The organism is Dactylosporangium aurantiacum (assembly GCF_000716715.1).
GTDB lineage: Bacteria > Actinomycetota > Actinomycetes > Mycobacteriales > Micromonosporaceae > Dactylosporangium > Dactylosporangium aurantiacum.
Genome location: NZ_JNYJ01000046.1, coordinates 47,998 through 69,206, shown reverse-complemented (window position 1 = coordinate 69,206; position 21,209 = coordinate 47,998). Strand labels below are relative to the sequence as shown.

Below are 21,209 nucleotides of genomic sequence, written 5' to 3'. Positions count from 1 at the left end.
ATCTCGGTCGGGTAGTCCACGTCCAGTGCCTGCTTCACGGCGTCGGCGACGCGGACTTCCTCGTTGTAGACCGGCATCAGGATCGACAGCTTCATCACGGAGCTCCGGGGGTGGTGGGGTCCAGGCGAATGGACCTTAGCGGTTGCCCGAACGGCGCAGGAGGCACGGGGTTGGGCCCGTCCGCAGCGCGCTACGCTGCCCGGCATGCTGTCGGCGATCCGCACGATGTACACGACCTGGCTGCTGGCCATCTGGTGCGGCTGTGTCGCCGCATGGGTGCTCGTCGACCGGCGTGGCGTGGCGATGTGCGTGTTCGGCTGGTTGCGCTGCGGTGATCGCGGCACCGGCGGGTCGCTGTGGCTGGAGCCGATGCCGGTGGCCAGGATCGCGATGATCTGGCTGGCCGGGGTGGTGCTGCTGGCGGCCCTGGGGTGGGTCGAGGCGCGGCGCCGCAAGGCCGACGTCCCGCTGGCCGGCCGGGCACCGAGGATCCGCACGGTCGCGCTGGTCGGCGTGGCCGGCACCCTCGCCGCCGCGCACCTGCTGCTGCTGGCGCCGGTCTGGGACACGGTGCCGTGCGGCGAGACGATCCGGATCAACAGTGCCCTCGCATACCCGCTGAACTGCGACTCGGGGCAGTTCCTGGAGCTGGCGCACGACCCGGGGATGGTCCTGGACACCGGGAACACCCGCCAGTCGCGCCCCGGGTACGTGTTCCTCAGCGCGGCCGCGACGGCCGTGGTGGGGCCGGTCGCGTCCGCGGTCGGCCTCGACCGGGCGTACGGCTCCGACGACAGCGCGTACGTGCCGCTGGTGCTGATCAACCTGCTGATCGCGGCGGCGACCCTGGCGCTGTTCTGCTGGCTGCTGCGCAGGCTGGGCGTCAGCTGGGTCGTCGTCGGCCTCACCGGCACGTCGCTCATGGTCAACGACGTGACGAAGGCGTACTACTGGTCCCCGCACCAGCAGATGTTCGCGCTGTTCGTGCCGGTCGTCGCGATCGCCGTCGGCGCCTGGCTGCTGACCCGGCAGCCGTCACCGCGCCAACTGGCCGTCCTCGGCCTGTCGCTCGGCCTGAGCATGCTGGTGTACGGCAGCTTCATCGTCCCGCTCGCCGTGGCGGGACTGCTGATGGGGTACGCGGCCCTGCGCCGCGCCCCGGTCCCCACGACGGTCACGCTGCCCAGGCAGCGGCGCCACGCGCCGAGTGAGGTGTCCGCGCCGGCGCTCGTCGCGTCCGGCCAGGCCGGCACCGCAGCCGTGCCGCAGCCGGCGGGCGCTGCCGGTACACCGGACGCCGCCACCACACCCCGGGAGAGCACCGGTGGTGGGACGGTGCCGTGGCCGCGCCGCCTGCCACGGCTCGCCGGCCGGCTCGCGGTCCTCGGGGCCGTCGCCGCCGCGCCGAGCCTCGCCTGGATCGCGGTCTGCGTCGCGGTTGCCGGCTCCTACTACAACCACGAGACGGTGGTGTACCACGAGTTCGTGTGGCTGCCCGAGGCGTTGCGTGAGGGCGGCGCCGCGTTCGCCCAGGCGGTGGCCGACGCGACCGCGGAGACGTCGCAGCAGCTCATCGAGGTCGGCTGGCCGTGGGCCGGGGCGCTCGGGCTGCTGGTCGCGGCCGCCGTCGTGACCGGTGTGCGGCTGGTGCCACCGGCCGGCGCCGGTCCGGACGCGCCCGTCCAGCGCGCGGCGCTGCTCGCCACCGCCGTCACCGGGGCGGTGACCGTGCTGTTCCTGTTCGGCATGGGCTTCTGGGCGTACCGGATCACCTACAACATCGTGCCGGTGCTGCTGGTGGCGCTCGCGTGGGTCGCCACGAAGGTGGCCGCCGGTTCGACTGCCGCCCGGTGGGCGGTGCACGTGGCGCTCGGCGCGGCGACCGTGGCGTGGGTCGCGTTCCAGGTGCTGTCGCACGGCCCCTACTCCTGACCCGCCCGCGGTCTCAGGGCGGCGTCGTGCCCTGCCGGCACGCGGCGAGCACCGCGTCCTCGGACGCGGCTTCGACGATCGCCTCGTCCGGCCTCACCGCACGGGCTGCGTCATGAACTGCGACGCGGGGCGCAGGGTGGTCCGCAGCAGGGACCGGGCGAGGGTGCAGTCGAGGCGGACGTCGAGGGGGCGGCCCGGCATGACGTCGGCGCTGCGGGCGGCCGGGATCGACGCCGGGTCCAGGCCGTCACGGGCGGCGACCATCAGCCCGAGGGCGTGCCGGCTGACCGGTTCCGGGCCGGTGACGTGCAACGGGCCCCGGACGTCGCCGGTGGCGGCGAGCTCGAGCAGCGCGTCGGCGAGGTCGTCGACGTGGACCGGCATGCGGATCTCGTCGGTGAACAGGTACCCGGTGCGCGCGCCGCTGGCCAGGGCGTGGGTGAGGACCTCGTGGGCGCCGCGGCCGCCGCCGACGATCGTGGACGTGCGGACGAGGACGGCGGCGGGGGCGATCGCCTGGACGGCGGTCTCCGCGGCGGCCTTCGCGGCGCCGTACCGGTAGGTCGGGTCGGGCAGGGCGTCCTCGGTGTAGTGGACCTCCCGGCCGGAGAAGATCGCGTCGCTGGACACGTGGACGAGGCGGGCGCCGACCGCGGCGGCGGCGAGGGCCACGTGCGCGGCGCCGTCGGCGATGGACCGCCAGTCGCCGCGGTCCCGGCCGGCCGCGGTGTGGATCACCGCGGCGGGGCGCAGGTCACGCAGGGCGGCGTCGACGGCGGCCCGGTCGCGGATGTCCAGGCGCAGCTCGGCGGAGCCCTCGGCGGCGGCGAAGTACGTGCCGACGGTGTTCCAGCCGGTGGCGGCGGCCCGGTCGTACACGCGCCGACCCAACGCACCGGTCGCACCGGTCACCAACAGCGTTGTCACCGCCCGGACGATACCGGCCGGCGGCTCACGTCAGGCGACCCTGGCGTGCAGGTGCATGTCGTGCCAGCCGTCGGTGTGCCTCGCCTCGCCGCGTTTGGTGCCTTCGAGCCGATACCCGCCGCGCTGCGCGACCCGGCAGGAGGCGAGGTTCGCGGTGGAGTGGCACACCTCGACCCGGTGCAGGCCGAGCTCGCCGAACGCCCAGCCGGTCACCGCCGCGAGGGCCCGTCCGGCGACGCGGTTGCCGCGGGCGTGCGGCAGCACCCAGTACGAGATCTCGGCGAGAGCCTCGAACAGGTCGATGTGGCGCAGGCTGATCTGGCCGACGACCTGGTCGTCGAGGGTGGCGGCCCAGCCGGCGCCGGTCTCGGCCTGCCATCTGGCGGGCCAGCGGGCGATCCAGTCGCGGGCCTCGGCGGCGTTCATCGCCCGGCAGTGCCAGCGTTGGATGTCGGGGTCGGCGTACGCGGCCTGCACGGCGGGCGCGTCGGCCGCCCGCCAGGGCCGGAGCCGCAGCGCACCGCCGTCCGTGAGGGTCGGCTGGGTGAGGGCGGCGAGGGTCCCGGCGGGCAGCGCGGGGGTCACGAGCGACGGCACGCACCCGACCCTAGACGCCGGCGAGGGCGGCTTTCGCGGCGCGGCTGGCGTCGTCGACGAGGACCTCGGACAGTCCGGCGGCGACCCCGTCCAGGGCGGTCGCCGCGACGTACCGCGGGTCGAGCTTCGGCACGTCGAAGCCGGCCGTCATGTCGGTGTCGGCGGCGCCGAGGTGCACGCCGGTGACGGTGGTGCCGTGGCCGGCCAGTTCGACGCGGATGCCGTTGGTGAGGCTCCACTGGGCGGCCTTCGCGGCGCTGTAGGCGTTGGCGCCGTCGTAGTTCGCCCACGACAGCACCGACAGCACGTTGAGGATCGCGCCGCCGCCGTTGCCGGCCAGGACGGGCGCGAACGCCCGCACGACGCGCAGCGTGCCGAAGTAGTGCGTCTCCATCTCCAGCCGGATGGCGTCCAGGTCGCCGTCGAGCAGGTTGGTGTGCGTGGCGACGCCGGCGTTGTTCACCAGCAGGTTCACGTCCTGCGCGGCGGCCGCGGCGGCGGCGACGCTGCCGGCGTCGGTGATGTCCAGCCGCAGCACCCGGGCACCGGGCAGGTCCACGGCGCGTGGGTCGCGGGCGGTGGCGTACACCTTCGACGCGCCGCGCTCGAGCAGTTCCAGGGCGAAGTGCCGGCCGAGGCCGCGGTTGGCGCCCGTGACGAGCGCGACCGTTCCGTTGATCTCCATGCCGGCTACGCTAAAACCTGACGTTGACGTCAGAGGCAAGTATTGTGCGGAGGGTCGCAGGATGCGCATCGGTGAGCTGGCCGCGAAGGCGGGCGTGAGCGTGCGGGCGCTGCGCTACTACGAGGAGCAGGGCCTGCTCGCCGCCCAGCGCACCCCGTCCGGGCAGCGCGTCTACCCCGACGGCGCGGTCGACCGGGTGGTGCTGGTGCAGCAGCTGTACGCCGCGGGCCTGTCCAGCCGCCGCATCCTGGAGCTGCTGCCGTGCGTGTACACCGGCCACGCCACCGCGCACACCCTGGCCCTGCTGGCCGCGGAACGCGACCGGATCGAGGAGCAGATCACCGGGCTGACCGCGACCAGGGACCGGCTGGACGCGGTGATCGCCGCGGCGACCGCGAGCGTCGCGGACGGCCACCTGCCCGGGTGACGGCCTTCCCCGGCCTCGCGCACCGGGACGCGGGACGGGCCCGGACGGGCAGCGGCGCACGGCGGCGGCGCTGCCGGAGCTTCTTCCACGCCACCGGTGCGGCGATGACGGCCACCGCCGTCACGGCGAGCGCCGGCGCGCCCAGCGACACGGCGTGCTGCAGGGACGCCGTGGCCGCGTAGCCGATGCCCGCCTCGATCGTGGCCCATAGCGGCGCGGCGGCGAGACTGTGGGCGGCGATGCGCCGGTAGGGCAGGCCGGTCGCGCCCGCGAGGTGCGGCACGAGGGTGCGCAGCACCGGCAGGAACCGGGCGATGAAGACCGCCTGACCACCGCGGCGGTCCATCAGGGTGTCGGCCCGTCGCCAGGCGGCGGCGGGCAGCCGCCGGCCGAGCCGGCCGGTGCGCAGCCGCGCGCCGAGCGCCCGGCCGGTGCGCTGGCCCAGCAGGTCACCGGCGGCCACCGCGCCCGCCGCGGTGAGGATCACCAGGCCGAGGTGCAGGTGGCCGGCGCGGGCCAGCGCCCCGGCCGCCATCAGTACGGTGAACGACGGCACGAAGGCGCCGATGAGCAGGACCGACTCGGCGAGGACGGCGGCGACGACGATCAGGTACGCGGCGGCTGGCGGCACCTGGGCGAGGGTCGCGGTCACCGTGTTCACCGGCCGGCCGCCGTCGCGGCGTACGGCGCGGTGGCCGCGGCGGGCACGGGCCGGGTGAGCTGCCAGACCTTCGCCGGGGGGAGGTTCGCCCAGACGGTGCGCGAGCCGGTGCCGTAGCGGCGCTGGTAGCCGGTCAGGACCGCTTCCACGGCCCGGTGCCGCAGCGTTTCGGTGCGTGCGGCCAGCAGGGTCCGGGCCTTGCGGGTGCCGCGGTAGGCGAAGTACGTCAGGGTGCCGCCGGGATGCAGCAGCCCCAGGTACCGGTGCATGATCTCGTCGACCTGGCCGGGGTCGAAGTTGGCGAACGGCAGGCCGGAGACGATCACGTCGTAGCGCCGGCGGGTGTCCAGCTCCTCGACGCGCCGGGTGTGCACGTGGACCCGCTGCGCGTGCCCGGCCAGGTCAGGATGCGTGGCGGCGAGGTGGCGCAGGGCCGTGGCGAAGCGCGGGTTGGCCTCCACGACGTCCAGGTGGCTGCCCGCCGGGAGCTGCGACAGCAGGGCTCGGGTCACCGCTCCGGTGCCGGCTCCCGCTTCCAGGATGTTCAACGGCCGGCCGCGCCGGGCGCGCACCGGCCCGGTCAGCGCGTGGGCCAGCGCCCGGCTGCTGGGCGCGAGGGCGCCGGTGGCGCGGATGTCGCGGGCGGCTTCGCGCAGGAACAGCCAGCTTCCGGCGCGGTCGTGGGCGGCGTTGTCGGTGTTCATGCGTTCCGACGCTAGGAAGCGGGCGGCGGAGGCGGATCGGTCGTCCTGCGACGGACATCCCCGACGAAAGTCGAGGGTGAGCGGCGCACATCGGCGGAGCACGGCGGAGGCGGCGATGCATACGATTTCGGGGTGATCAGCGCGAAAGGTCCCGCGTGGGCGAGCTGCGGGCGGTACGGGCTGGTACTGCTGCTGGCCGCCGTCGCCGTCCAGAACGGGGCGGCGAGCGCCGGAGGTCACTACCTGACGCCGCGCACCGCGGTCGCGGTGGTGTGCGCGTCGGTGCTGCTGGTGGCCCGGGTTCCCTGGTTCGTCGCGGCGGCGGCGACCACCGCGGCGGCGGGGTTGTGGGGCTGGCCGATGCTGCCGCTGCTGCTGGTCGCGCTGTTCGACATGGCCGCCAGCCGGCGGGTCGCGGCGGCCGCCGTCTGCTGCGGCGTCGTCCTGGCCGCCAACACGGTCGCGCCGGGCCCGGTGTCGCTGTGGCGCCCGCAGGCGTACGGCGCCAGCCTGTTCCTGCTGCTCGCCGTGGTGATGGGGTTGTGGATGGGAAGCCGGCGCCGGCTCGTCCAGGCGCTGCACGAGCAGGTCGATCATCTGCGCGTCGAGCGGCAGCTGCGCGAGGAGACCGTGCGGGCCGCGGAACGCTCCCGGATCGCGGCGGACATGCACGACGTACTGGCGCACCGGCTCAGCCTGATCGCGCTACACACCGGGGTGTTGACCACCAGGGCCGGTGCCCTGCCCGCTCCGGTCGCCGAACGCCTGACCCTGCTGCGCACCGCCGCCACCGAGGCGCTCGCCGATCTGCGCGACGTGCTCGCGGCCCTGCACGACCGGCAGGCCACCACCGGCGACGCGGCGACCGCTCCGGTCCTGCGCGACGTCCGCGAACTGGTCGACCAGGCACGCGCCGCCGGGCAGGACGTCGACCTGCGGGTCCAGGGCAGCGCCGAGCAGGCGTCCGCGGCCCACCGCCTGGCCCTGTACCGCCTGGTCCAGGAAGGGCTGACCAACGCCCGCAAGCACGCCGCCGGGGCGCCGGTGCGGGTGCGCGTGGACTACGGCCCGCCGCACACCGTCGTTGAGGTCACCAACGGTCCCGGCCGGCCGGCCGGGACCACCGCCGCGTCCGGCTTCGGACTCATCGGGTTGCGGGAACGCGTGCAGGCCCTCGGTGGGCAGCTCAGCGCCGGGCCCCACGGCGCTGGCAGTTGGCAGCTGACCGCCCGGATCCCGCACCCGGCACCCATCGACCAGGACGGAGCCCACCGGTGATCCGCGCCATGATCGTCGACGACGACGCCCTGGTCCGTCTCGGCCTGGCCGACCTGCTGGACACCGATGACGGCATCGAGGTCGTCGCCCAGGCCGCCGACGGACTGCAGGCGATCGAGCTGGCCACCGCGCACCGCGTCGACGTGGCCCTGGTCGACGTGCGGATGCCCCGCATGGACGGCATCACCGCCACCACCCACCTGCGCCGGCTGCCCCACCCACCGAACGTCATCACCCTGACCACCTTCGACCTCGACGAGTACGTCTACAACGCCCTCGCGGCCGGAGCCGACGGTTTCCTGCTCAAGGACACCGACCCGGCGGAGATCCTGCGCGCCGTCCACCTCGTCGCCGGCGGCTCGGCCATGCTGCACCCCAGCGCGGCACGGCGCCTCATCGACCGTTACCACCACGCCGGCCGCCCCGAGGCCGTCGGGGCCCGCGCCCGCATCGAGCAGCTCACTCCCCGCGAGCGCGACGTGCTGGCGCTGCTCGCCCGGGGCGACACGAACGCCGACGTCGCCGCCGCCCTCGGCATGCGGGAAAGCACCGTCAAGGCCCACGTCAGCCGGATTCTCACCGCCCTGGACGTGACCAACCGCGTCCAGGCCGCCCTGCTGGCCCGCGACGCCGGCCTGGACGCCGAGCGCTGACCGGCGCCGGGCGCCGGCGGCGCGGTCAGGGGCGCAGACCGGCGGTGAGGACGGTGAGGAGCCGTTCGGCGCGGCCCGGGTCGGGGTCGTCGTGGACGGCGGCGAGCAGGCTCTTCAGCAGCACGACCAGGTCGGCGGCGGTGACACCGGGTGTGACGGCGCCGGCGGCCTGGGCCCGGGTCAGCAGGGTGTCGATGGCGTCGTGCATGGCCTGCCGCAGCGGGCCGGGGACGGTGATCGCGTCGGAGGTGTCGCGTTTGGCGGCCGCTTCCGCGCCGAGGTGGGCGAGGAACCCGAAGAACGCGCCACCCGGGTCGTCGTCCTCGGCGCGGCGGTGGGCCTCGGCGACGAGGTCGGTGACCCTGGCGGTGACCACGGCCTGGAACAGGCTCTCCTTCGTCGGGAAGTGCCGGTAGACGGTGCCGGGCCCGACGCCGGCGCGGGCGGCGATCTCGTCGAGGGGCACCCCGAACCCGGACCCGGCGAACGCGTCGCGGGCGGCGGCCAGAATGCGGTCGCGGTTGCGCCGGGCGTCGGCGCGCAGCTGCGGTTCAGCCATTGCTAACCGGGGCCATCGTTCCGTATCGTCTAACCGGGGTCATGGTTCCGATTATATGGAGGTGCCGGATGGACAGCCCGCGTCAGGTGGTCGAGCAGGTGCGCCGCATGGTGGCCGGGGAGGGTGTCGTCTTCGCCGACCTGTTCGCCGAGGACGGCGTGCTGCGGTACCCGTTCGCGCTGCCCGGACAGCCACCCGAGCTGCGCGGCCGCGCCGCGATCCGCGCCTATCACGGCGCCGCGGCCGGCTCCCGGCGCCTGTTCGACATGGACGGCGTCGACGCCCTCGTCCGCGACACCGACGACCCCGAGGTCGTCGTCGCCGAGATCGAGCACCACGGCCGCTCCCTGGTGACGGGCGAGCCGTACCGGTTCCGCGCCCTCGCCGTCATCCGCGTCCGCGCCGGCGAGATCGTCTCCTACGACGACTACATGGACCCGATCGCCACGGCCCGGCTGCTCGGCCGGACCGCGGACCTCGCCGCCGCCCTGACCGGGTGAGCCCACATGCCGCGGCATGATGGTGGCATGACCTACGATCCGCGCGACCTCCTCGCCACCGGCCGCCTCGGTGTCCTGGCCACCATCAAGGCCGACGGCCGCCCGCAGCTGTCACCGGTCATGCCGTTCTACGACCGGGACGCCGGCGTCATCCTCGTGTCGATGACCGAGGGCCGGGCCAAGACCGCGAACCTGCGCCGCGACCCGCGCGCCACCCTCGAGGTGACCAGCCCCGACGGCAGGTCCTGGGCGACCGCGGAAGGCGTCGCGACCCTCACCGGCCCCGGCACCGATCCGCACGGCCCGCAGGTCGACGCCCTCGTCGACTACTACCGCCGCGCCGCCGGCGAGCACCCCGACTGGGACGAGTACCGCACCACCATGGTCACCGACCGGCGCGTCCTCATGACGATGACCGTCGAGCACGTGTACGGCCAGCGCATCGGCTGACCTCACGCGGCGCGGTACCGCTCCAGCGCCGCCATGATCTCGGTCGCGGCGGCCTCCAGCACCCGCAGGGTGGACTCGTTGTACCGGCCCGGCTCGGCGTGCATGGCGCAGTGCGCGCCGAGCACGTGACCGTTGCCGGCGGTGAGCGGCACCCCCGCGTACGCGCGCAGCCCGGTCGCGGCCAGCGGCGCACCGTCGACGTCGTCGCCGGGGTCGGCGGTGGCGTCGGCGACGACGACCGGGCGGCCCTCGGCGACGACACGGCTGCAGAACGACCACTCGGCCGGGCCGCCGCCGATCGCGGCCGTCGCCCGGTGCTCCCCCGCCCCCGCGATGATCATCACGGCCCGGTCGAGCAGGATGTTCACGGCTGCCACCGACCCGCCGAGCCGCTCGGCGGTGCGGGCGGCGATGCCGTCGAGGAGGTGCCGCAGGTCGGGGCTGTGCAGGTCGTACCGGGCAACGCTGCGCAGGCGGTCCAGGTCGCTGAGGTACGTCGGGGTGGTCACTGTGCGCTCCGTATCGTCTCGTGTGCCGCGGTGAGATGCTGGTACGTGGACAGCCGGATGTGCAGCGACTGCGCGCACAGCGCCACCACCGGGTCGTGGTCGGCCCGCATCGCCTCCATGAGCCGCGGCAGCGCGGCGTCGTCACCGCCGGTCGAGGGCATCCCCGCCCGGTGCGTGAGCCGTTGCCAGATCTCGTCGGTCTGCGCGCCGAACACGGCGTACAGCGACGCGCGGGCCTCGGTCACCGACGGCGGTCGCAGCCCGTAGGGGCCGGGCGCCTGATGCTGCTGCGTCATGCAAGGGCCTTTCCTGGTCAGTAGCGGAAGACCTTGACGATGGTGTTGAGCTTGGTCGCCAGACTCGACAGGTCGTCGGCGGCGGCGCGGCTGGCCTCGGCGCTACGGGCCGTGGCACCGGTGACCGACGCGACCGCACCGAACGTCTGCGACACCTGCGCGCTGAAGCTCGCCGCCTCGTTGATGGAACGGCTCATCTCGCCCGTGGTGGCCGACTGCTCCTCCACCGCGGACGCGATCGTCGTCGTGTACTCCGTGATCTGGTCGATCACCTCGCTGATCTGCTCGATGGCGCGGGCCGCGTCCGCGGTGCCGCCCTGGATGGCGGCGATGCGCCCGGTGATCTGGTCGGTCGCCTTCGCCGTCTCCTGCGCCAGGTCCTTCACCTCGGAGGCGACCACGGCGAAGCCTTTGCCCGCGTCCCCGGCCCGGGCCGCCTCGATCGTCGCGTTGAGCGCGAGCAGGTTCGTCTGCGCCGCGATCGACGTGATCAGGTTGACCACCTCACCGATCTGCGCCCCGGCCTGCCCGAGTTCGCCGAGCTGCGTGTTGGCCGTCTGCGCCACCTGCAGCGAGTCCCGGGCGACCTGCGCCGCCCGGGCCGCGTTGCCGGCGATCTCGCCGATCGAGGCGTTCATCTGTTCCGCGCCCGCGGCGACCGCCTGGACGCTGCCACTGACCTGGTCGGCGGCGTCGGCGGCGCTGCCGGCCTGGTCGGAGGCCTCGGTGGCGCCGCCGGTGAGGCCGCTGCTGACCTTCGACAGCTCCACCGACGCGCTGGACAGTGCCGTCGCGGTCGACGCCATCTCGGTCACGGTGCCGCGTACCGACGTGATCGCCGAGTCGAGGGCCTGCCCCATCCGGCCGAACTCGTCGCGGCTGTCCACGCCGCTGATGCGGGTCAGGTCGCACGCGGCGAGCCCTTCCAGGGCGTGCGACACCCGCCGCAGCGCCGACAGGATCGACCGGGCCACCAGCATGCCGAACGCGAGGGCCACCAGCACCCCGGCCACCAGCGCGGTCACGATGAACGTCCGCGCCGAACGGTACTGCTCACCCGCGGCGTCCCGGCGCGCGGCGGCCTGCGCCGTCTCCGCCTCGATGATCTCCGCGACGACCGCGTTGGCCTCGTTCGCCAGCGGCGCCAGCTCCTGGTCGCGCAGCCGGCTCACGGTGGTGATGTCGCCGTTGCGGCTGGCCGGGAGCACCTTGTCGTCGCGGACCTGCTGGTACTGCTGCCACGCGCCGCGCAGGTGCCGCGCCCGCTCGGTCGCGCCCGTGGTCCGTTCGTACTCGGCGAGGTGCGCGGTGAACGCCTCGTCGTCGGCGGCGATGGCCTGGTCGTACCTGGTGCGGTCCTGCGGCGTCTCCGACAGCGCGTGGTTGAGCAGGTCGCGGCGGGTGCGTTCCATGTCGATCTGGACCTGGTCGATCTGCCGCACGGGCACCAGCCCCTGGGTGTACAACGCTTCGGCGGCGCGGTTCATCTGCGCCATCCGGTCCACCGCCGCCATCCCGACCAGGACCGCGACGACCGCCATCAACCCCACCGCGGCGGCGATCTTCGTGCGGAGGCTGCGGTCCGCCAGCCATCTGCTCACGTGGCGCTCCTGTGCGGGTCGTCTACGGCTGTCCCTTCGCCCCATCGGACCGCCGCGCCGCGAGTTGACCTTTCCGGCGGCGTTTCAGCCGAGCGGCCGCACCTTGACCGCCCGGCTGAGGAAGACGACGCCGTCGACGGTGTCCAGCTGGGCCGGGTCCAGCGGGAAGTACGCGAAGTCGCCGGAGTTGCGCGGGGCGAGCCCGGTGACCGCCCCGGCCAACCGGCGGGCGTCCACGAGCGCGTGCTCCCACGGCAACCCCGACAGGACCCCCTCCACGGTGTCCGGGGCGGGCGTGTCGTCGCCGACCGTGCCGAGCGCCGTGGCCAGGAACGCGTACCGGTCGCCGAGGTGCCGCGCGGTGATCGCCCCGGCGCTCCACCACCGCAGCTGCTGGTCGCCGAACGCCATGACGCTCTGCCCGCGTTGCAGGTGCAGGTTCGACGCGCAGACCAGGGCCGGGCCACGGTCGGCGACGGCGCGCAGGTTGGCCGCCATCATCGCGTCACGCAGCGCGGACAGCCGGGTCCACCGCGCCGGGGACGCGTCGGCGAGCCAGTAGTGGTAGCGCAGCAGACCGACCGCGGTGCGCGCGTACAGCGCCGCGCGGTCAAGCTCGTCCGGGCCCAGCCGCGGCGCCTGCGTGTCGAGCAGCGCCACCAGGTCGTCGGTGATCAGCCGGAGCCGCCGGGCGTCGGCGGACTGGCCGATCGACCGGGTAGGGTCCATGGCCGTCGCCTGGTCCGACCACCGCTCGTCGGGGCCGAGCAGCGCGGCGAGGGTCTCCCGGGTGACGACGGTCCCCGGCAGCGGCCCGTCGAGCAGGTCGTACAGGCCGGTGATCGCCTCGCGCGGGCTTTCCGCCCAGTACTCGACCGGCCCGTCGAACCCGAACCACCGCAGCCGCTCGTCGTGCTGCTCGTTGTACGCCCGCATCCAGCGCACCAGCTCCCGGTTGGCCGGTGAGGTGCCGAAGTCGTGGCTGAACCCGCATGCCATGACGTCGTCGATGCTGCCCGCACCGGTGGTGAGGTACTCGTCGACGAGGAGGCCCTTGAGGCAGTCGCTTTCGATGGCGAACGACCGGTAGCCCTCGTGCTCCACCAGGTGCCGGAGGATCTCGTTACGGACCTCGCCGAGTTCCTCCACGAAGTGCCTGGCCTCACCCAGACCGAGCAGCAGGGGCCGGGCGGGCAGCGAGTCGAGGAACGCCGAGACGCCCGCGCCGTCCAGCGGCCGGGCCATGTCATTGATCTGCATCCCATCAACCGTATCGTTGAATGCTCGGTTGAGACTTTGCGCGCCAAGTCCCTGTGTGCTGCCCTGAAACCTTCAATCTCGGAGTGCAAGGAGGAAGTCGGGATCGGAGACCGTCGGCTTCGGCGCGCAGGCGCACGTTCGGGTTTTCCTAGGAGGTCCCTGGTCTGGGTGTGGCGCGCACGTGTGCGCGTTCGCCCTGTCTGCCGACGAGGCTGAGGAACTCGACGGGGCCGGAGTTGGTGGCTCCGAACCAGTGGGGGGTGCGGGTGTCGAACTCGGCGGCTTCGCCGGGCTGGAGGGTGAGGTCTTCGTCGCCGAGGACCAGGCGCAGGGTGCCGTTGAGGACGTAGACCCAGTCGTAGCCTTCGTGGGTGCGCAGGTCTGGTACGCGGTTGTCATCGCCGGCTGGGAGAACGAACTTGTAGGCCTGGATGCCTCCGGGTCTGCGGGTCAGCGGCAGGATGGTTGATCCGTCGCCCGCGGCGATGGGACGCAGGTTGATGCGGGGATCGCCGGTCAGGGGCGCGTCGACGAGTTCGTCGATGGTGACGTTGTGGGCGCGGGCGAGCGGGAGCAGTTGCTCGAGCGTGGGGCGTCGCAGGCCGGCTTCGAGCCGGGACAGCGTGCTGACGGAGATGCCGGTTTCCTCGGCCAGGTCGGTGAGGGTGAGGTTGCGGCGTAGCCGTAGCTGCTTCAGCCTCGGCCCGACCGCGTCGAGGGTGCGGTTCAGGTTCTCGTCCACACCCTCATTTTGCCATTCGGCAAGAACCTTTGCGCATTCTCTCCGGGGTGCCCCAGGATCGGTCGTGACCGGCGAAGACGGCGAAAGGGCAGGTCAACCGATGACGCACAGCTTCGACAAGGCCTACTGGCAACAGCGCTGGCACCAGGCGCACGGCGGCCGGCCCGGCTCCATGGCAGGCAACCCACCGCACCCGTATCTCGCCCGCGAGATCGGTGCCCTGGCACCGGGCACGGCGCTGGACGCCGGGTGCGGCGCCGGCGCCGAGGCCCTCTGGCTCGCCTCCCACGGCTGGCAGGTCACCGCCGCCGACATCTCGGCCGATGCCCTGGCCCGCGCCGCCGACCGCGCGGCAGCCAGCCGGCTGTCACAGCCGGTGCGGTGGGTCGAGGCGGACCTGACCGTCTGGGAGCCGGGCCTGCGTTTCGACCTGGTCACCACCCACTACGCGCACCCCGCGATGCCGCAACTCGCCTTCTATCAGCGCGTGTCCACGTGGGTGGCGCCGCGCGGCACCCTGCTCATCGTCGGCCACCTGCACACCCCGGGATCCACCGGCCACGGACACGGGCACCACCATCCCGCCGAGGCCACGGTCACCCTCGCCGACATCACCGGCGGCCTCGGCCCGGCCGAGTGGGAGATCGTCACCGCCGAGGAGCATCAGCGCCCGGTCCCCGGCCCCGCCGGGCAGACGGTCACGCTGCACGACGTCGTCGTGCGCGCCACCCGCCGCCGCTGAACCCAACCCTTCCGCGACGCCGGGACTGAGATCCACGCCCGGCGCCGTAGCCCACTGCGCCCTTGGAAAGGAATCCGCGCATGTCCTGCCCCGTCAACGCTCCCAGCGTGAGCGGCACCGACGCGACCATCCGCGATCCACGCCAGCGCCGCGCGATCCTGATCGCGGTGTGTATCGCCCTGATGGCAGTGATCGCCTCGGTCTCCGGGCTCAACGTCGCCCAGCAGCAGATCGCGGTCGCCTTCGACGCGTCGCAGAGGACCGTCCTGTGGATGATCAACACCTACACCCTCAGCCTGGCCGCGCTGCTGCTCCCGCTCGGCGCCGTCGGCGACCGGTGGGGCCGCAAACCGATCCTGCTCGCCGGCCTGGCCCTGTTCGGCATCGCAAGTGCGGCAGCAGGCCTTGCCACCTCATCCGAGATCATGATTGCCGCCCGGCTACTCGCCGGCGTCGGCGCCGCGATGATCATGCCGGTCACCCTGGCCGTCATCACCTCGACGTTTCCGGACGAGGAACGCTCCAAGGCCATCGGCGTCTGGACCGGCGTCGCCGGCGGCGGCGGCATCCTCGGCATGTACCTGTCCGCGGTGCTCGTTGACTGGGCGAACTGGCGGTGGCTGTTCCTACTGCCGGTCGTGCTCGTCGCCGCGGCCACCGTCATGGCCCTGCGAGCCGTGCCGAACTCCCGCGAGCAATCGCAGCACGGCTTCGACGTCATCGGGTCGCTCGCGTCCGTGATCGCCGTGGTCGCGCTCATCTTCGTCCTGCACGAGGGCCCGGTCAACGGCTGGACCGCACCCGTGACCCTGGCGAGTCTGCTCGTCGGCGTCGTCGCGGCCATCGGATTCGTGGCCTGGGAGCTGCGCCGGCCGGCACCCCTGCTCGACGTCCGCCTCTTCCGCGACCGGCGCCTCGCCAGCGGCTCCCTGGCACTGCTGGCACTCTTCGGCGTGCAGGCGGGAATCTTCGTCGTCCTGTTCCCCTACTTCCAGGCCGTCCTCGGCTGGTCCGGACTGCGCGCCACCCTCGCGCTGATGCCCATGGCAGCCATGATGATGCTGGCCGCCGGCCTCGCCCCCCGAGCAGCCGCACAAGCCGGGGCCCGCGTGACGATGGCATTCGGGATCCTGCTCGGCGGCGCAGGCCTGGCCCTCATGGCCACCCTCGTCTCCGTCCACGGCGGCTACCCGGCGATCCTGCCCGGCATGCTCGCCATGGGACTCGGCATGGGCCTGACCCAGACCCCCTCCACCGAAGCCATCACCTCCGCCCTGCCCCGCGAGCGTCAAGGCGTCGCGTCCGCCCTCAACGACGTCACCAGAGAGTTCGGCACCGCCCTCGGCGTCGCGCTCCTCGGCGCGGTCCTGACCGCCGGCTACCGCAACGCCATCAGCGCCCGCCTCGACACCATCCCCGCCGACACCGCCGACACCGCCCGCGAAGGCATCGCCAACGCCATCGCCATCGCCGACACCGCCGGCACCCAGGCACCCGCACTGGTCCACGCCGCCCAGGAATCGTTCGTCGACGGCTGGCAACAGGCCATGTGGGCAGGAGTCGCCGTCATGACGATCCTCTTCCTCTACGTCCTCGCCCGCGGCCCGCAACGGACCTCACCGGCAACCGCGTCGAACTCGCCGAGCGACACCATCGCCGGCTGACACCCGACAGCACCCGCCCGGCCTGCGTCACGCGGTGGCGGCGAGGTTTCGGCCCTTGCCCGGCGACAGGAACGGCGGGAACACCGACGCCACGCCGGTGACGACCTTTTCCCTCGGCCGCTCGGGGTGCTGAGACGCCCACCGGCAGACGGCCGGTAACCCGTAGTTGCAGACCTCATCGACGCGGGCGAAGTCGGCGGGCGGCCCGGAAAGCCGCCAACGCTCTGGTCTTCCCCGACCTCGTCGGCACCCCGACGGGGGCATACGCAATGGGTTGCCGCAACCAGGCTGGCCGGCTGCCGACATCAGTCTTCGCTGACCACCAGCCGAGAGGTCTCGTCAACGGATGTCCGCTCCAACGGATGTCCGCGCCGCGCCGATCCGCGCATAACAGTGATTATGGTGTACGCCTCGATGGGGGGTTTATCGGATTATCGGTAATCGCAATATGGTAATGCGGCGTGTCGGATGCTGGAGTTGCCGCGGGAAGATCTACGCTCATCGCCGTGAGGGAAGCCAGGGAACGCGGCGCGGCGATCGTCCATGCGAGGGTTCCGGACAAGGCCCGGGACGACGGTCCGGGCAACGGTCCGGACCGCCGCGCTGGAGGCGACGGAGGCGAGGGAAGCGACTCGCCACCCACGGCGCGGGAAGGCCGGCGCGGCGGGCGGAGAACCCGGCAGACCACTGAGCCCACCGAACCGCCGGTCGGACCGTGGCAGGCACCGGGCGAGCACGACGCCGACGGTGACGAGCGGCCCTGCGCGCACTGCGGGCGACCCGTGCCGCAGCGCAACGCCGCCGGGCGGCCGTTCCGGTACTGCCGCGACAACGACGGCGAGTGCCAGCGGGCCGCTCGCAACGCCAGGTTGCGGCACCGCTCCTCCCCCGGGCTGAGTGGTCAGGTCGCCAGGGCGTTCGAGGTGGCGGAGCGGCTCGACCAGGTCGTGGAGACGCTCGTGGAGGCGCTGCACGGCGAGCTGTCCCCGGCCGGGGTGGAGCGGCAGATCGCGCACGCCCGGGCCGAGGCCGCCGCGAGTGTCCTTGCCGCGCACACCGAACGCGACGACGCCCGCGCGGCCGTGCAGCAGGCCCGGGCCGCGGTGAACGCCGCCGAGGCCGCGGCCCGTGCGGCCCGGGCCGACGCCGAGGCCGCCCGGGAAGAGGCCGACACCGCCCGGAACGCGGTCACCGCCGCCGAAGCGGCCCGCCACGCGGCCGAGCAGGCCGAGGTGGCCGCCGAGCACGCCGCGCGTCAGGCCGTCGAGCAGGCCACCGAGCGGGCCCGGCAGGAGATCGAGCGGGCGCGGGCCGAGGCCGCCGTCCTCGTCGCCGAGGCCCACCACGCCGCCGAACAGCAGGCCGCCGCCGCCCGCGACGCCGCGGAGCAGGCCGTCGCCGCGGCGAAAGCAGCCGCCGAACACCAGGTCGCCGCGGCGCAGGCGGCGGCGAGGGACGCCGACGCGGCCGCGGCCGTCGCCACCGTGGAACGCGACGCGGCCCGGCGGGAAGCGGCGACGGAGGCGGCGTTGCGGGCCGAGGCGTACCGGGAACGTGACACCGCCCGGGCCGTCGCCGACGCCGCGACCCGCGACCGGGACACTCTGGAGCGGACCCTGGCCAACCGCGACGACGAGGTGAACCGGCTGCGGCGGCGGCTGGAGACGGTGCAGGCGGCCGCGGACCGGTTCGAGGGTGACAACCGCCGGCTGGAAGGTGAATTGGCGCGGGTGAAAGACCGGGCGGAAGATCTGCGGGCCCAGCTGGCGCGGGCGGTGCAGCGCGAGCTGACGGCGCAGACGCAGGTACAACAGCAGCTCGCGACGCTGACGGGGGCGCTGGCGCAACTGGCGGGTTCCCGTCAACCGGCGGTGTCACCTGCCGAAACTACGGACGGGTGAGGCGCGCCACGGCGTGGCTCAACTGGTCGATGGATGAAACCCAACGTAAAATAACCGTACCGACCCGGCGACTGGACTACCGCAGGACCGGCAAGGTCGTGTAATCTGCCCGCCCGCAGTGGGAATCGTCAGACCACGTGGTGTCGTTGGTTACAACGAAGCGCAACACGATTCGAAGGGGAAGACCGACCATGGGCGAGCGCATGCTGCGCGGCAGCCGTCTCGGAGCCGTCAGCTACGAGTCCGACCGCAACACCGAGCTGGCTCCGCGTCAGACCCGAGAATACCTGTGCGCCAAGGGGCACCAGTTCGAGGTGCCGTTCGCTGTCGACGCCGAGGTCCCGATGACCTGGGAGTGCAAGTTCGACGGTAGTGTCGCCCGGCTGGTGGACGGCAACGAGCCGGAGGCGAAGAAGGCGAAGCCGCCGCGCACCCACTGGGACATGCTGCTGGAGCGGCGTTCGATCGCGGAGCTCGAGGACATCCTCAACGAGCGCCTCGAAGAGGTCCGCCACCGCCGCGGTCGCTCCGCGTAAGCGCGACCCGGACACAACACGGCTAGGGAACATCGCATAAGCACGCACGACAACGTGGACGCCCCGGCGGTCGATGACCGTCGGGGCGCTCTGCGTGCCGATTGCGGCAGCTGCTTCGGCCTGTGCTGTGTCGCGCCGGCGTTCGCCCGGTCCGCGGACTTCGCGATCGACAAGCCCGCCGGGCACGCCTGCCCGAACCTGCGCACCGAGGGGTTCGGCTGCGGCATCCACGGTGACCTGCGGCGGCGCGGGTTCGCCGGCTGCACCGTCTACGACTGTTTCGGCGCCGGTCAGCAGGTCGCGCAGGTGACGTTCCAGGGCCGGGACTGGCGGCAGGACCCGGCGTCGGCGCCGTTGATGTTCGCCGTGTTCCCGGTGATGCGGCACCTGCACGAGCTGCTGTGGTATCTGACGCAGGCCCGTGACCTGCCGGCCGCCGCCCCGCTGCACGCCCGCCTCGACGACGCGGTCGCCGTGACCCGCCGCCTCACCGGCCTGCCCGCCGCGGACCTCGCCGCCGTCGACGCCGACGCGCACCGCGCCGAGGTCGTGCCGCTGCTGCGGGAGGCGAGCGAGCTGGCCAGGGCCGCCCTGCGCGTGGGCCGCAAGCGCCCCCCGTACCAGGGCAGACACCTGGTCGGCAAGGACCTGCGGCGCACCGACCTGCGGGGTGCGGACCTGCGCGGCGCGTCAGCGGTCGGCGCGGACCTGCGCGGCGCGGATCTCACCGGCGCCGACGTGACCGGCGCGGACCTGCGCGGCGCCGACCTGCGGGGTGCGGACCTGCGCGGCACCCTGTTCCTGGTCCAGTCGCAGCTGGACGCGGCCCGCGGCGACGGCACGACCCGGCTGCCGCGGTCGTTCAGCCGCCCGGCGCACTGGCCAGGGCGTCGCTGACGGTGGCGTGCACCGGGATGCGGCCGGTCAGCCCGACCGTCTCCAGCAGCCCGGCCAGGAACGGTGAGGGCGCGGCGAGCCGCAGGTAGCCTCCGTCGGCGACGCACCGGTTGTGGCTGTACGCGAACGTGCCGAGCCCGACCGAGTCGCAGAACTCGACGTCGCCGAGGTCCACCACGATCCGGCAGCGTCCGCGGTCCAGCGCGCCGTGCATCGCCTCGCGTAACCGGGGTGCGGTGTCGATGTCTAACGCGCCGCGCACCGCCATGAGCACCACACCGTCCGCACGGTCCGTCACTGCTACGTCCATCACTCGATCCTGCACCGGTTCGGTCCCGCTCGCAGGACAGCGGGTACGTTGCTGCGGTGCTCGCCCGTCTGCTCGCGGCCGCGACCCTGGCCAGGACCGCCGACGCCGGGGCCGCGGTCGTGCTGCTGCTGGCGTCGGTGCGGCACACCGGCGGTCCGGCGCTGGGTGCGACGGTCCTGGCGGCGTTGCTGGTGCCGCACGTGCTCGCCGGCCCGTTCGTCGGTCTCGTCACCGACCGTGCCCGCCGGCCGCGGCTGGTGCACGCGGGGTTCTCGGCGCTGTTCGGTGCGGCGCTCGGCGGGGTGCTGCTGTTGACCGGGGTGGCGCCGGCGCCGCTGGTGGTCGCGTTGGCGCTCGTCGCCGGCGCGTGCGGGCCGATGATCTTCGGTGGACTGTCGAGCCGTCTCGATGATGTGGTACCGCCACCGCGCCGCCCGCACGCGCGGGGGCTGGACGCGGCGACGTACAACGTGGCCGAGATCGCCGGCCCGGCCGCGGGGGCGCTGCTGGTCGCGGCGTTGGGGGTGCCCGTGGCGGCGCTGGTCCTGTGCGGCGCGTGCCTGCTCGCGGCGGCGATCCTGCTCACCGTCACCGGCCCGACCCAGGTCCCCGGCCGGCCGCCGCGGCAGGCAGCCGAGCAGACGTCCGGGCAGGCGCCCGGATCTGCCCAGGCCGGCCCGTCACGGGGGCGGGATGTCGCAGCGGCGGCACCGCTGGCGACAGCGGCGGCGCCCCGACCGGCGATGCCCCCGGTGGCCCCGGTGGCCCCGCGGGTCGGGGTGGGTGCCGGCCTGGCCGCGATCGTGCGCAGCCGCCCGCTGCTGGCGGTGACGGCCGCGACCGCGGTCGCCGCGTACGGCACCGGGATGATCACCCCGGTGGCGGTGGTGCTCGGTGTGGCGGCGGGTCACCCGGCCGGTGGTGGCCTGCTGGTGACGGCGCTCGGGGTGGGTGCGTTGTGCGGGTCGCTGCTGGTGGCGCGGTTCCCGGTGCGTCCGGCGCCGCACCTGGTCGTGGTCGGTTGCCTGCTGGGGATGGGCGCGGTGTTCGCGGCGCTGGCAGGTGCGGTCGCCGGTGGGGTGCCGTGGCCGGTGCTGATGGTGGTGTACGCGGTCGCCGGGGTCCTGGAGGGGCCGTTGCTGTCCTCGCAGCTACAGGTCCGCTCGCAGCAGGCGCCGCCGGGGACCCGGACGCAGGTGTTCACGCTCGGCGCGGGGTTCAAGCTGACCGCGGCGGCGGTGGGTGCGGGCACGTTCACGCTGGTGGCGGGGGCGCCGCCGGCGGTCCTCGCCGGGGTCCTGGCCGCCAGCCACCTGCTGGCCGCGGTGGTGGGCGCGGTGCTGCTGCGCACCGGCCGGTGAACGCCGGCGGGCGGCAC

Annotated in this window: 24 protein-coding genes and 1 pseudogene; 12 read left to right on the top strand and 13 right to left on the bottom strand. The window is 73.8% G+C overall.

The features are described from left to right. Positions 1-95, bottom strand: a pseudogene (locus tag OP18_RS58045) (glycosyltransferase); the annotation flags it as partial. A gap of 109 nt (positions 96-204) precedes the next feature. Here OP18_RS58045 and OP18_RS39705 point away from each other — a divergent pair. Continuing rightward, on the top strand, positions 205-1,932 hold the full coding sequence (locus tag OP18_RS39705; protein WP_033364339.1) for a hypothetical protein: 1,728 nt from the start codon (positions 205-207) through the stop codon (positions 1,930-1,932). 93 nt (positions 1,933-2,025) lie between these two features. On the opposite strand, the gene OP18_RS39700 is transcribed toward OP18_RS39705, so the two are convergent. From OP18_RS39700 to OP18_RS39690, 3 genes are read right to left on the bottom strand one after another with little or no spacing between them, the layout of a single operon-like run. Next, the gene (locus tag OP18_RS39700; RefSeq protein WP_245635685.1) at positions 2,026-2,859 is read right to left on the bottom strand and encodes a sugar nucleotide-binding protein; all 834 of its coding nucleotides are present in this window, start codon (positions 2,857-2,859) and stop codon (positions 2,026-2,028) included. Positions 2,860-2,889: 30 nt separating this feature from the next. Further along, complete coding sequence (locus OP18_RS39695; RefSeq protein ID WP_033364338.1) at positions 2,890-3,456, bottom strand: GNAT family N-acetyltransferase; 567 nt, start codon at positions 3,454-3,456, stop codon at positions 2,890-2,892. A 10-nt stretch (positions 3,457-3,466) separates the two neighbouring features. Then, a complete protein-coding gene (locus tag OP18_RS39690) occupies positions 3,467-4,141 on the bottom strand; it encodes an SDR family oxidoreductase (protein ID WP_033364337.1) in 675 nt (224 codons plus the stop codon). Positions 4,142-4,202: 61 nt separating this feature from the next. On the opposite strand from OP18_RS39690, the gene OP18_RS39685 reads away from it, so the two are divergent. Further along, entirely contained in the window at positions 4,203-4,568 is a 366-nt protein-coding gene (locus tag OP18_RS39685; protein WP_033364336.1) for a MerR family transcriptional regulator, read from the top strand. Here OP18_RS39685 and OP18_RS39680 read toward each other — a convergent pair. Together OP18_RS39680 and OP18_RS39675 are read right to left on the bottom strand one after the other, a co-directional pair. Continuing rightward, positions 4,480-5,220: a DedA family protein gene (locus OP18_RS39680; RefSeq protein ID WP_211273817.1), complete on the bottom strand. Its 741-nt coding sequence runs from the start codon at positions 5,218-5,220 to the stop codon at positions 4,480-4,482. The genes OP18_RS39685 and OP18_RS39680 overlap by 89 nt on opposite strands. A gap of 5 nt (positions 5,221-5,225) precedes the next feature. Next, positions 5,226-5,933, bottom strand: a complete 708-nt coding sequence (locus tag OP18_RS39675; RefSeq protein WP_033364335.1) for a class I SAM-dependent methyltransferase — start codon at positions 5,931-5,933, stop codon at positions 5,226-5,228. 132 nt (positions 5,934-6,065) lie between these two features. On the opposite strand from OP18_RS39675, the gene OP18_RS39670 reads away from it, so the two are divergent. Together OP18_RS39670 and OP18_RS39665 are read left to right on the top strand one after the other, a co-directional pair. Then, a complete protein-coding gene (locus tag OP18_RS39670; RefSeq protein ID WP_033364334.1) occupies positions 6,066-7,211 on the top strand; it encodes a sensor histidine kinase in 1,146 nt (381 codons plus the stop codon). After that, positions 7,208-7,864 carry a response regulator gene (locus tag OP18_RS39665; protein ID WP_033364333.1) on the top strand — a complete coding sequence of 219 codons (657 nt, stop codon included), beginning with the start codon at positions 7,208-7,210 and terminating at the stop codon, positions 7,862-7,864. Before OP18_RS39670 ends, OP18_RS39665 begins: the two co-directional genes overlap by 4 nt. A 25-nt stretch (positions 7,865-7,889) precedes the next feature. On the opposite strand, the gene OP18_RS39660 is transcribed toward OP18_RS39665, so the two are convergent. After that, positions 7,890-8,423 carry a TetR/AcrR family transcriptional regulator gene (locus OP18_RS39660; protein WP_033364332.1) on the bottom strand — a complete coding sequence of 178 codons (534 nt, stop codon included), beginning with the start codon at positions 8,421-8,423 and terminating at the stop codon, positions 7,890-7,892. A 68-nt stretch (positions 8,424-8,491) separates the two neighbouring features. Here OP18_RS39660 and OP18_RS39655 point away from each other — a divergent pair, with 68 nt between their 5' ends. Together OP18_RS39655 and OP18_RS39650 are read left to right on the top strand one after the other, a co-directional pair. Beyond that, a complete protein-coding gene (locus tag OP18_RS39655) occupies positions 8,492-8,923 on the top strand; it encodes a nuclear transport factor 2 family protein (protein ID WP_052388010.1) in 432 nt (143 codons plus the stop codon). Between the two features lie 27 nt (positions 8,924-8,950). After that, positions 8,951-9,373, top strand: a complete 423-nt coding sequence (locus OP18_RS39650) for a PPOX class F420-dependent oxidoreductase (RefSeq protein WP_033364331.1) — start codon at positions 8,951-8,953, stop codon at positions 9,371-9,373. Between the two features lie 2 nt (positions 9,374-9,375). On the opposite strand, the gene OP18_RS39645 is transcribed toward OP18_RS39650, so the two are convergent. From OP18_RS39645 to OP18_RS39625, 5 genes are all read right to left on the bottom strand, one after another. After that, the gene (locus OP18_RS39645) at positions 9,376-9,882 is read right to left on the bottom strand and encodes a GAF domain-containing protein (RefSeq protein WP_033364330.1); all 507 of its coding nucleotides are present in this window, start codon (positions 9,880-9,882) and stop codon (positions 9,376-9,378) included. Then, a complete protein-coding gene (locus tag OP18_RS39640; protein WP_033364329.1) occupies positions 9,879-10,178 on the bottom strand; it encodes a hypothetical protein in 300 nt (99 codons plus the stop codon). Before OP18_RS39640 ends, OP18_RS39645 begins: the two co-directional genes overlap by 4 nt. A gap of 17 nt (positions 10,179-10,195) precedes the next feature. Further along, on the bottom strand, positions 10,196-11,779 hold the full coding sequence (locus OP18_RS39635) for a methyl-accepting chemotaxis protein (protein ID WP_033364328.1): 1,584 nt from the start codon (positions 11,777-11,779) through the stop codon (positions 10,196-10,198). A gap of 84 nt (positions 11,780-11,863) precedes the next feature. Next, positions 11,864-13,039, bottom strand: coding sequence for an erythromycin esterase family protein (locus tag OP18_RS39630; protein WP_033364327.1), 1,176 nt, complete (start codon positions 13,037-13,039; stop codon positions 11,864-11,866). A gap of 148 nt (positions 13,040-13,187) precedes the next feature. Beyond that, the gene (locus OP18_RS39625; protein ID WP_033364326.1) at positions 13,188-13,781 is read right to left on the bottom strand and encodes a helix-turn-helix domain-containing protein; all 594 of its coding nucleotides are present in this window, start codon (positions 13,779-13,781) and stop codon (positions 13,188-13,190) included. Positions 13,782-13,881: 100 nt separating this feature from the next. Here OP18_RS39625 and OP18_RS39620 point away from each other — a divergent pair, with 100 nt between their 5' ends. The 5 genes from OP18_RS39620 (at position 13,882) to OP18_RS62110 (ending at position 19,521) form a co-directional block, all read left to right on the top strand. Beyond that, complete coding sequence (locus OP18_RS39620; protein ID WP_033364325.1) at positions 13,882-14,523, top strand: class I SAM-dependent methyltransferase; 642 nt, start codon at positions 13,882-13,884, stop codon at positions 14,521-14,523. A 107-nt stretch (positions 14,524-14,630) separates the two neighbouring features. Then, on the top strand, positions 14,631-16,187 hold the full coding sequence (locus tag OP18_RS39615) for an MFS transporter (RefSeq protein ID WP_245635684.1): 1,557 nt from the start codon (positions 14,631-14,633) through the stop codon (positions 16,185-16,187). 782 nt (positions 16,188-16,969) lie between these two features. Further along, complete coding sequence (locus tag OP18_RS39610) at positions 16,970-18,088, top strand: hypothetical protein (protein WP_052388009.1); 1,119 nt, start codon at positions 16,970-16,972, stop codon at positions 18,086-18,088. Between the two features lie 191 nt (positions 18,089-18,279). Further along, on the top strand, positions 18,280-18,624 hold the full coding sequence (locus OP18_RS39605; protein ID WP_033364323.1) for an RNA polymerase-binding protein RbpA: 345 nt from the start codon (positions 18,280-18,282) through the stop codon (positions 18,622-18,624). Positions 18,625-18,678: 54 nt separating this feature from the next. After that, complete coding sequence (locus OP18_RS62110) at positions 18,679-19,521, top strand: pentapeptide repeat-containing protein (protein WP_169788987.1); 843 nt, start codon at positions 18,679-18,681, stop codon at positions 19,519-19,521. On the opposite strand, the gene OP18_RS39595 is transcribed toward OP18_RS62110, so the two are convergent. Then, positions 19,487-19,831, bottom strand: coding sequence for an STAS domain-containing protein (locus OP18_RS39595; protein ID WP_033364322.1), 345 nt, complete (start codon positions 19,829-19,831; stop codon positions 19,487-19,489). The genes OP18_RS62110 and OP18_RS39595 overlap by 35 nt on opposite strands. 56 nt (positions 19,832-19,887) lie before the next feature. Between OP18_RS39595 and OP18_RS39590 the strand changes: the two genes are divergently transcribed. Then, entirely contained in the window at positions 19,888-21,192 is a 1,305-nt protein-coding gene (locus OP18_RS39590; protein ID WP_033364321.1) for an MFS transporter, read from the top strand. Positions 21,193-21,209 lie beyond the last annotated feature (17 nt).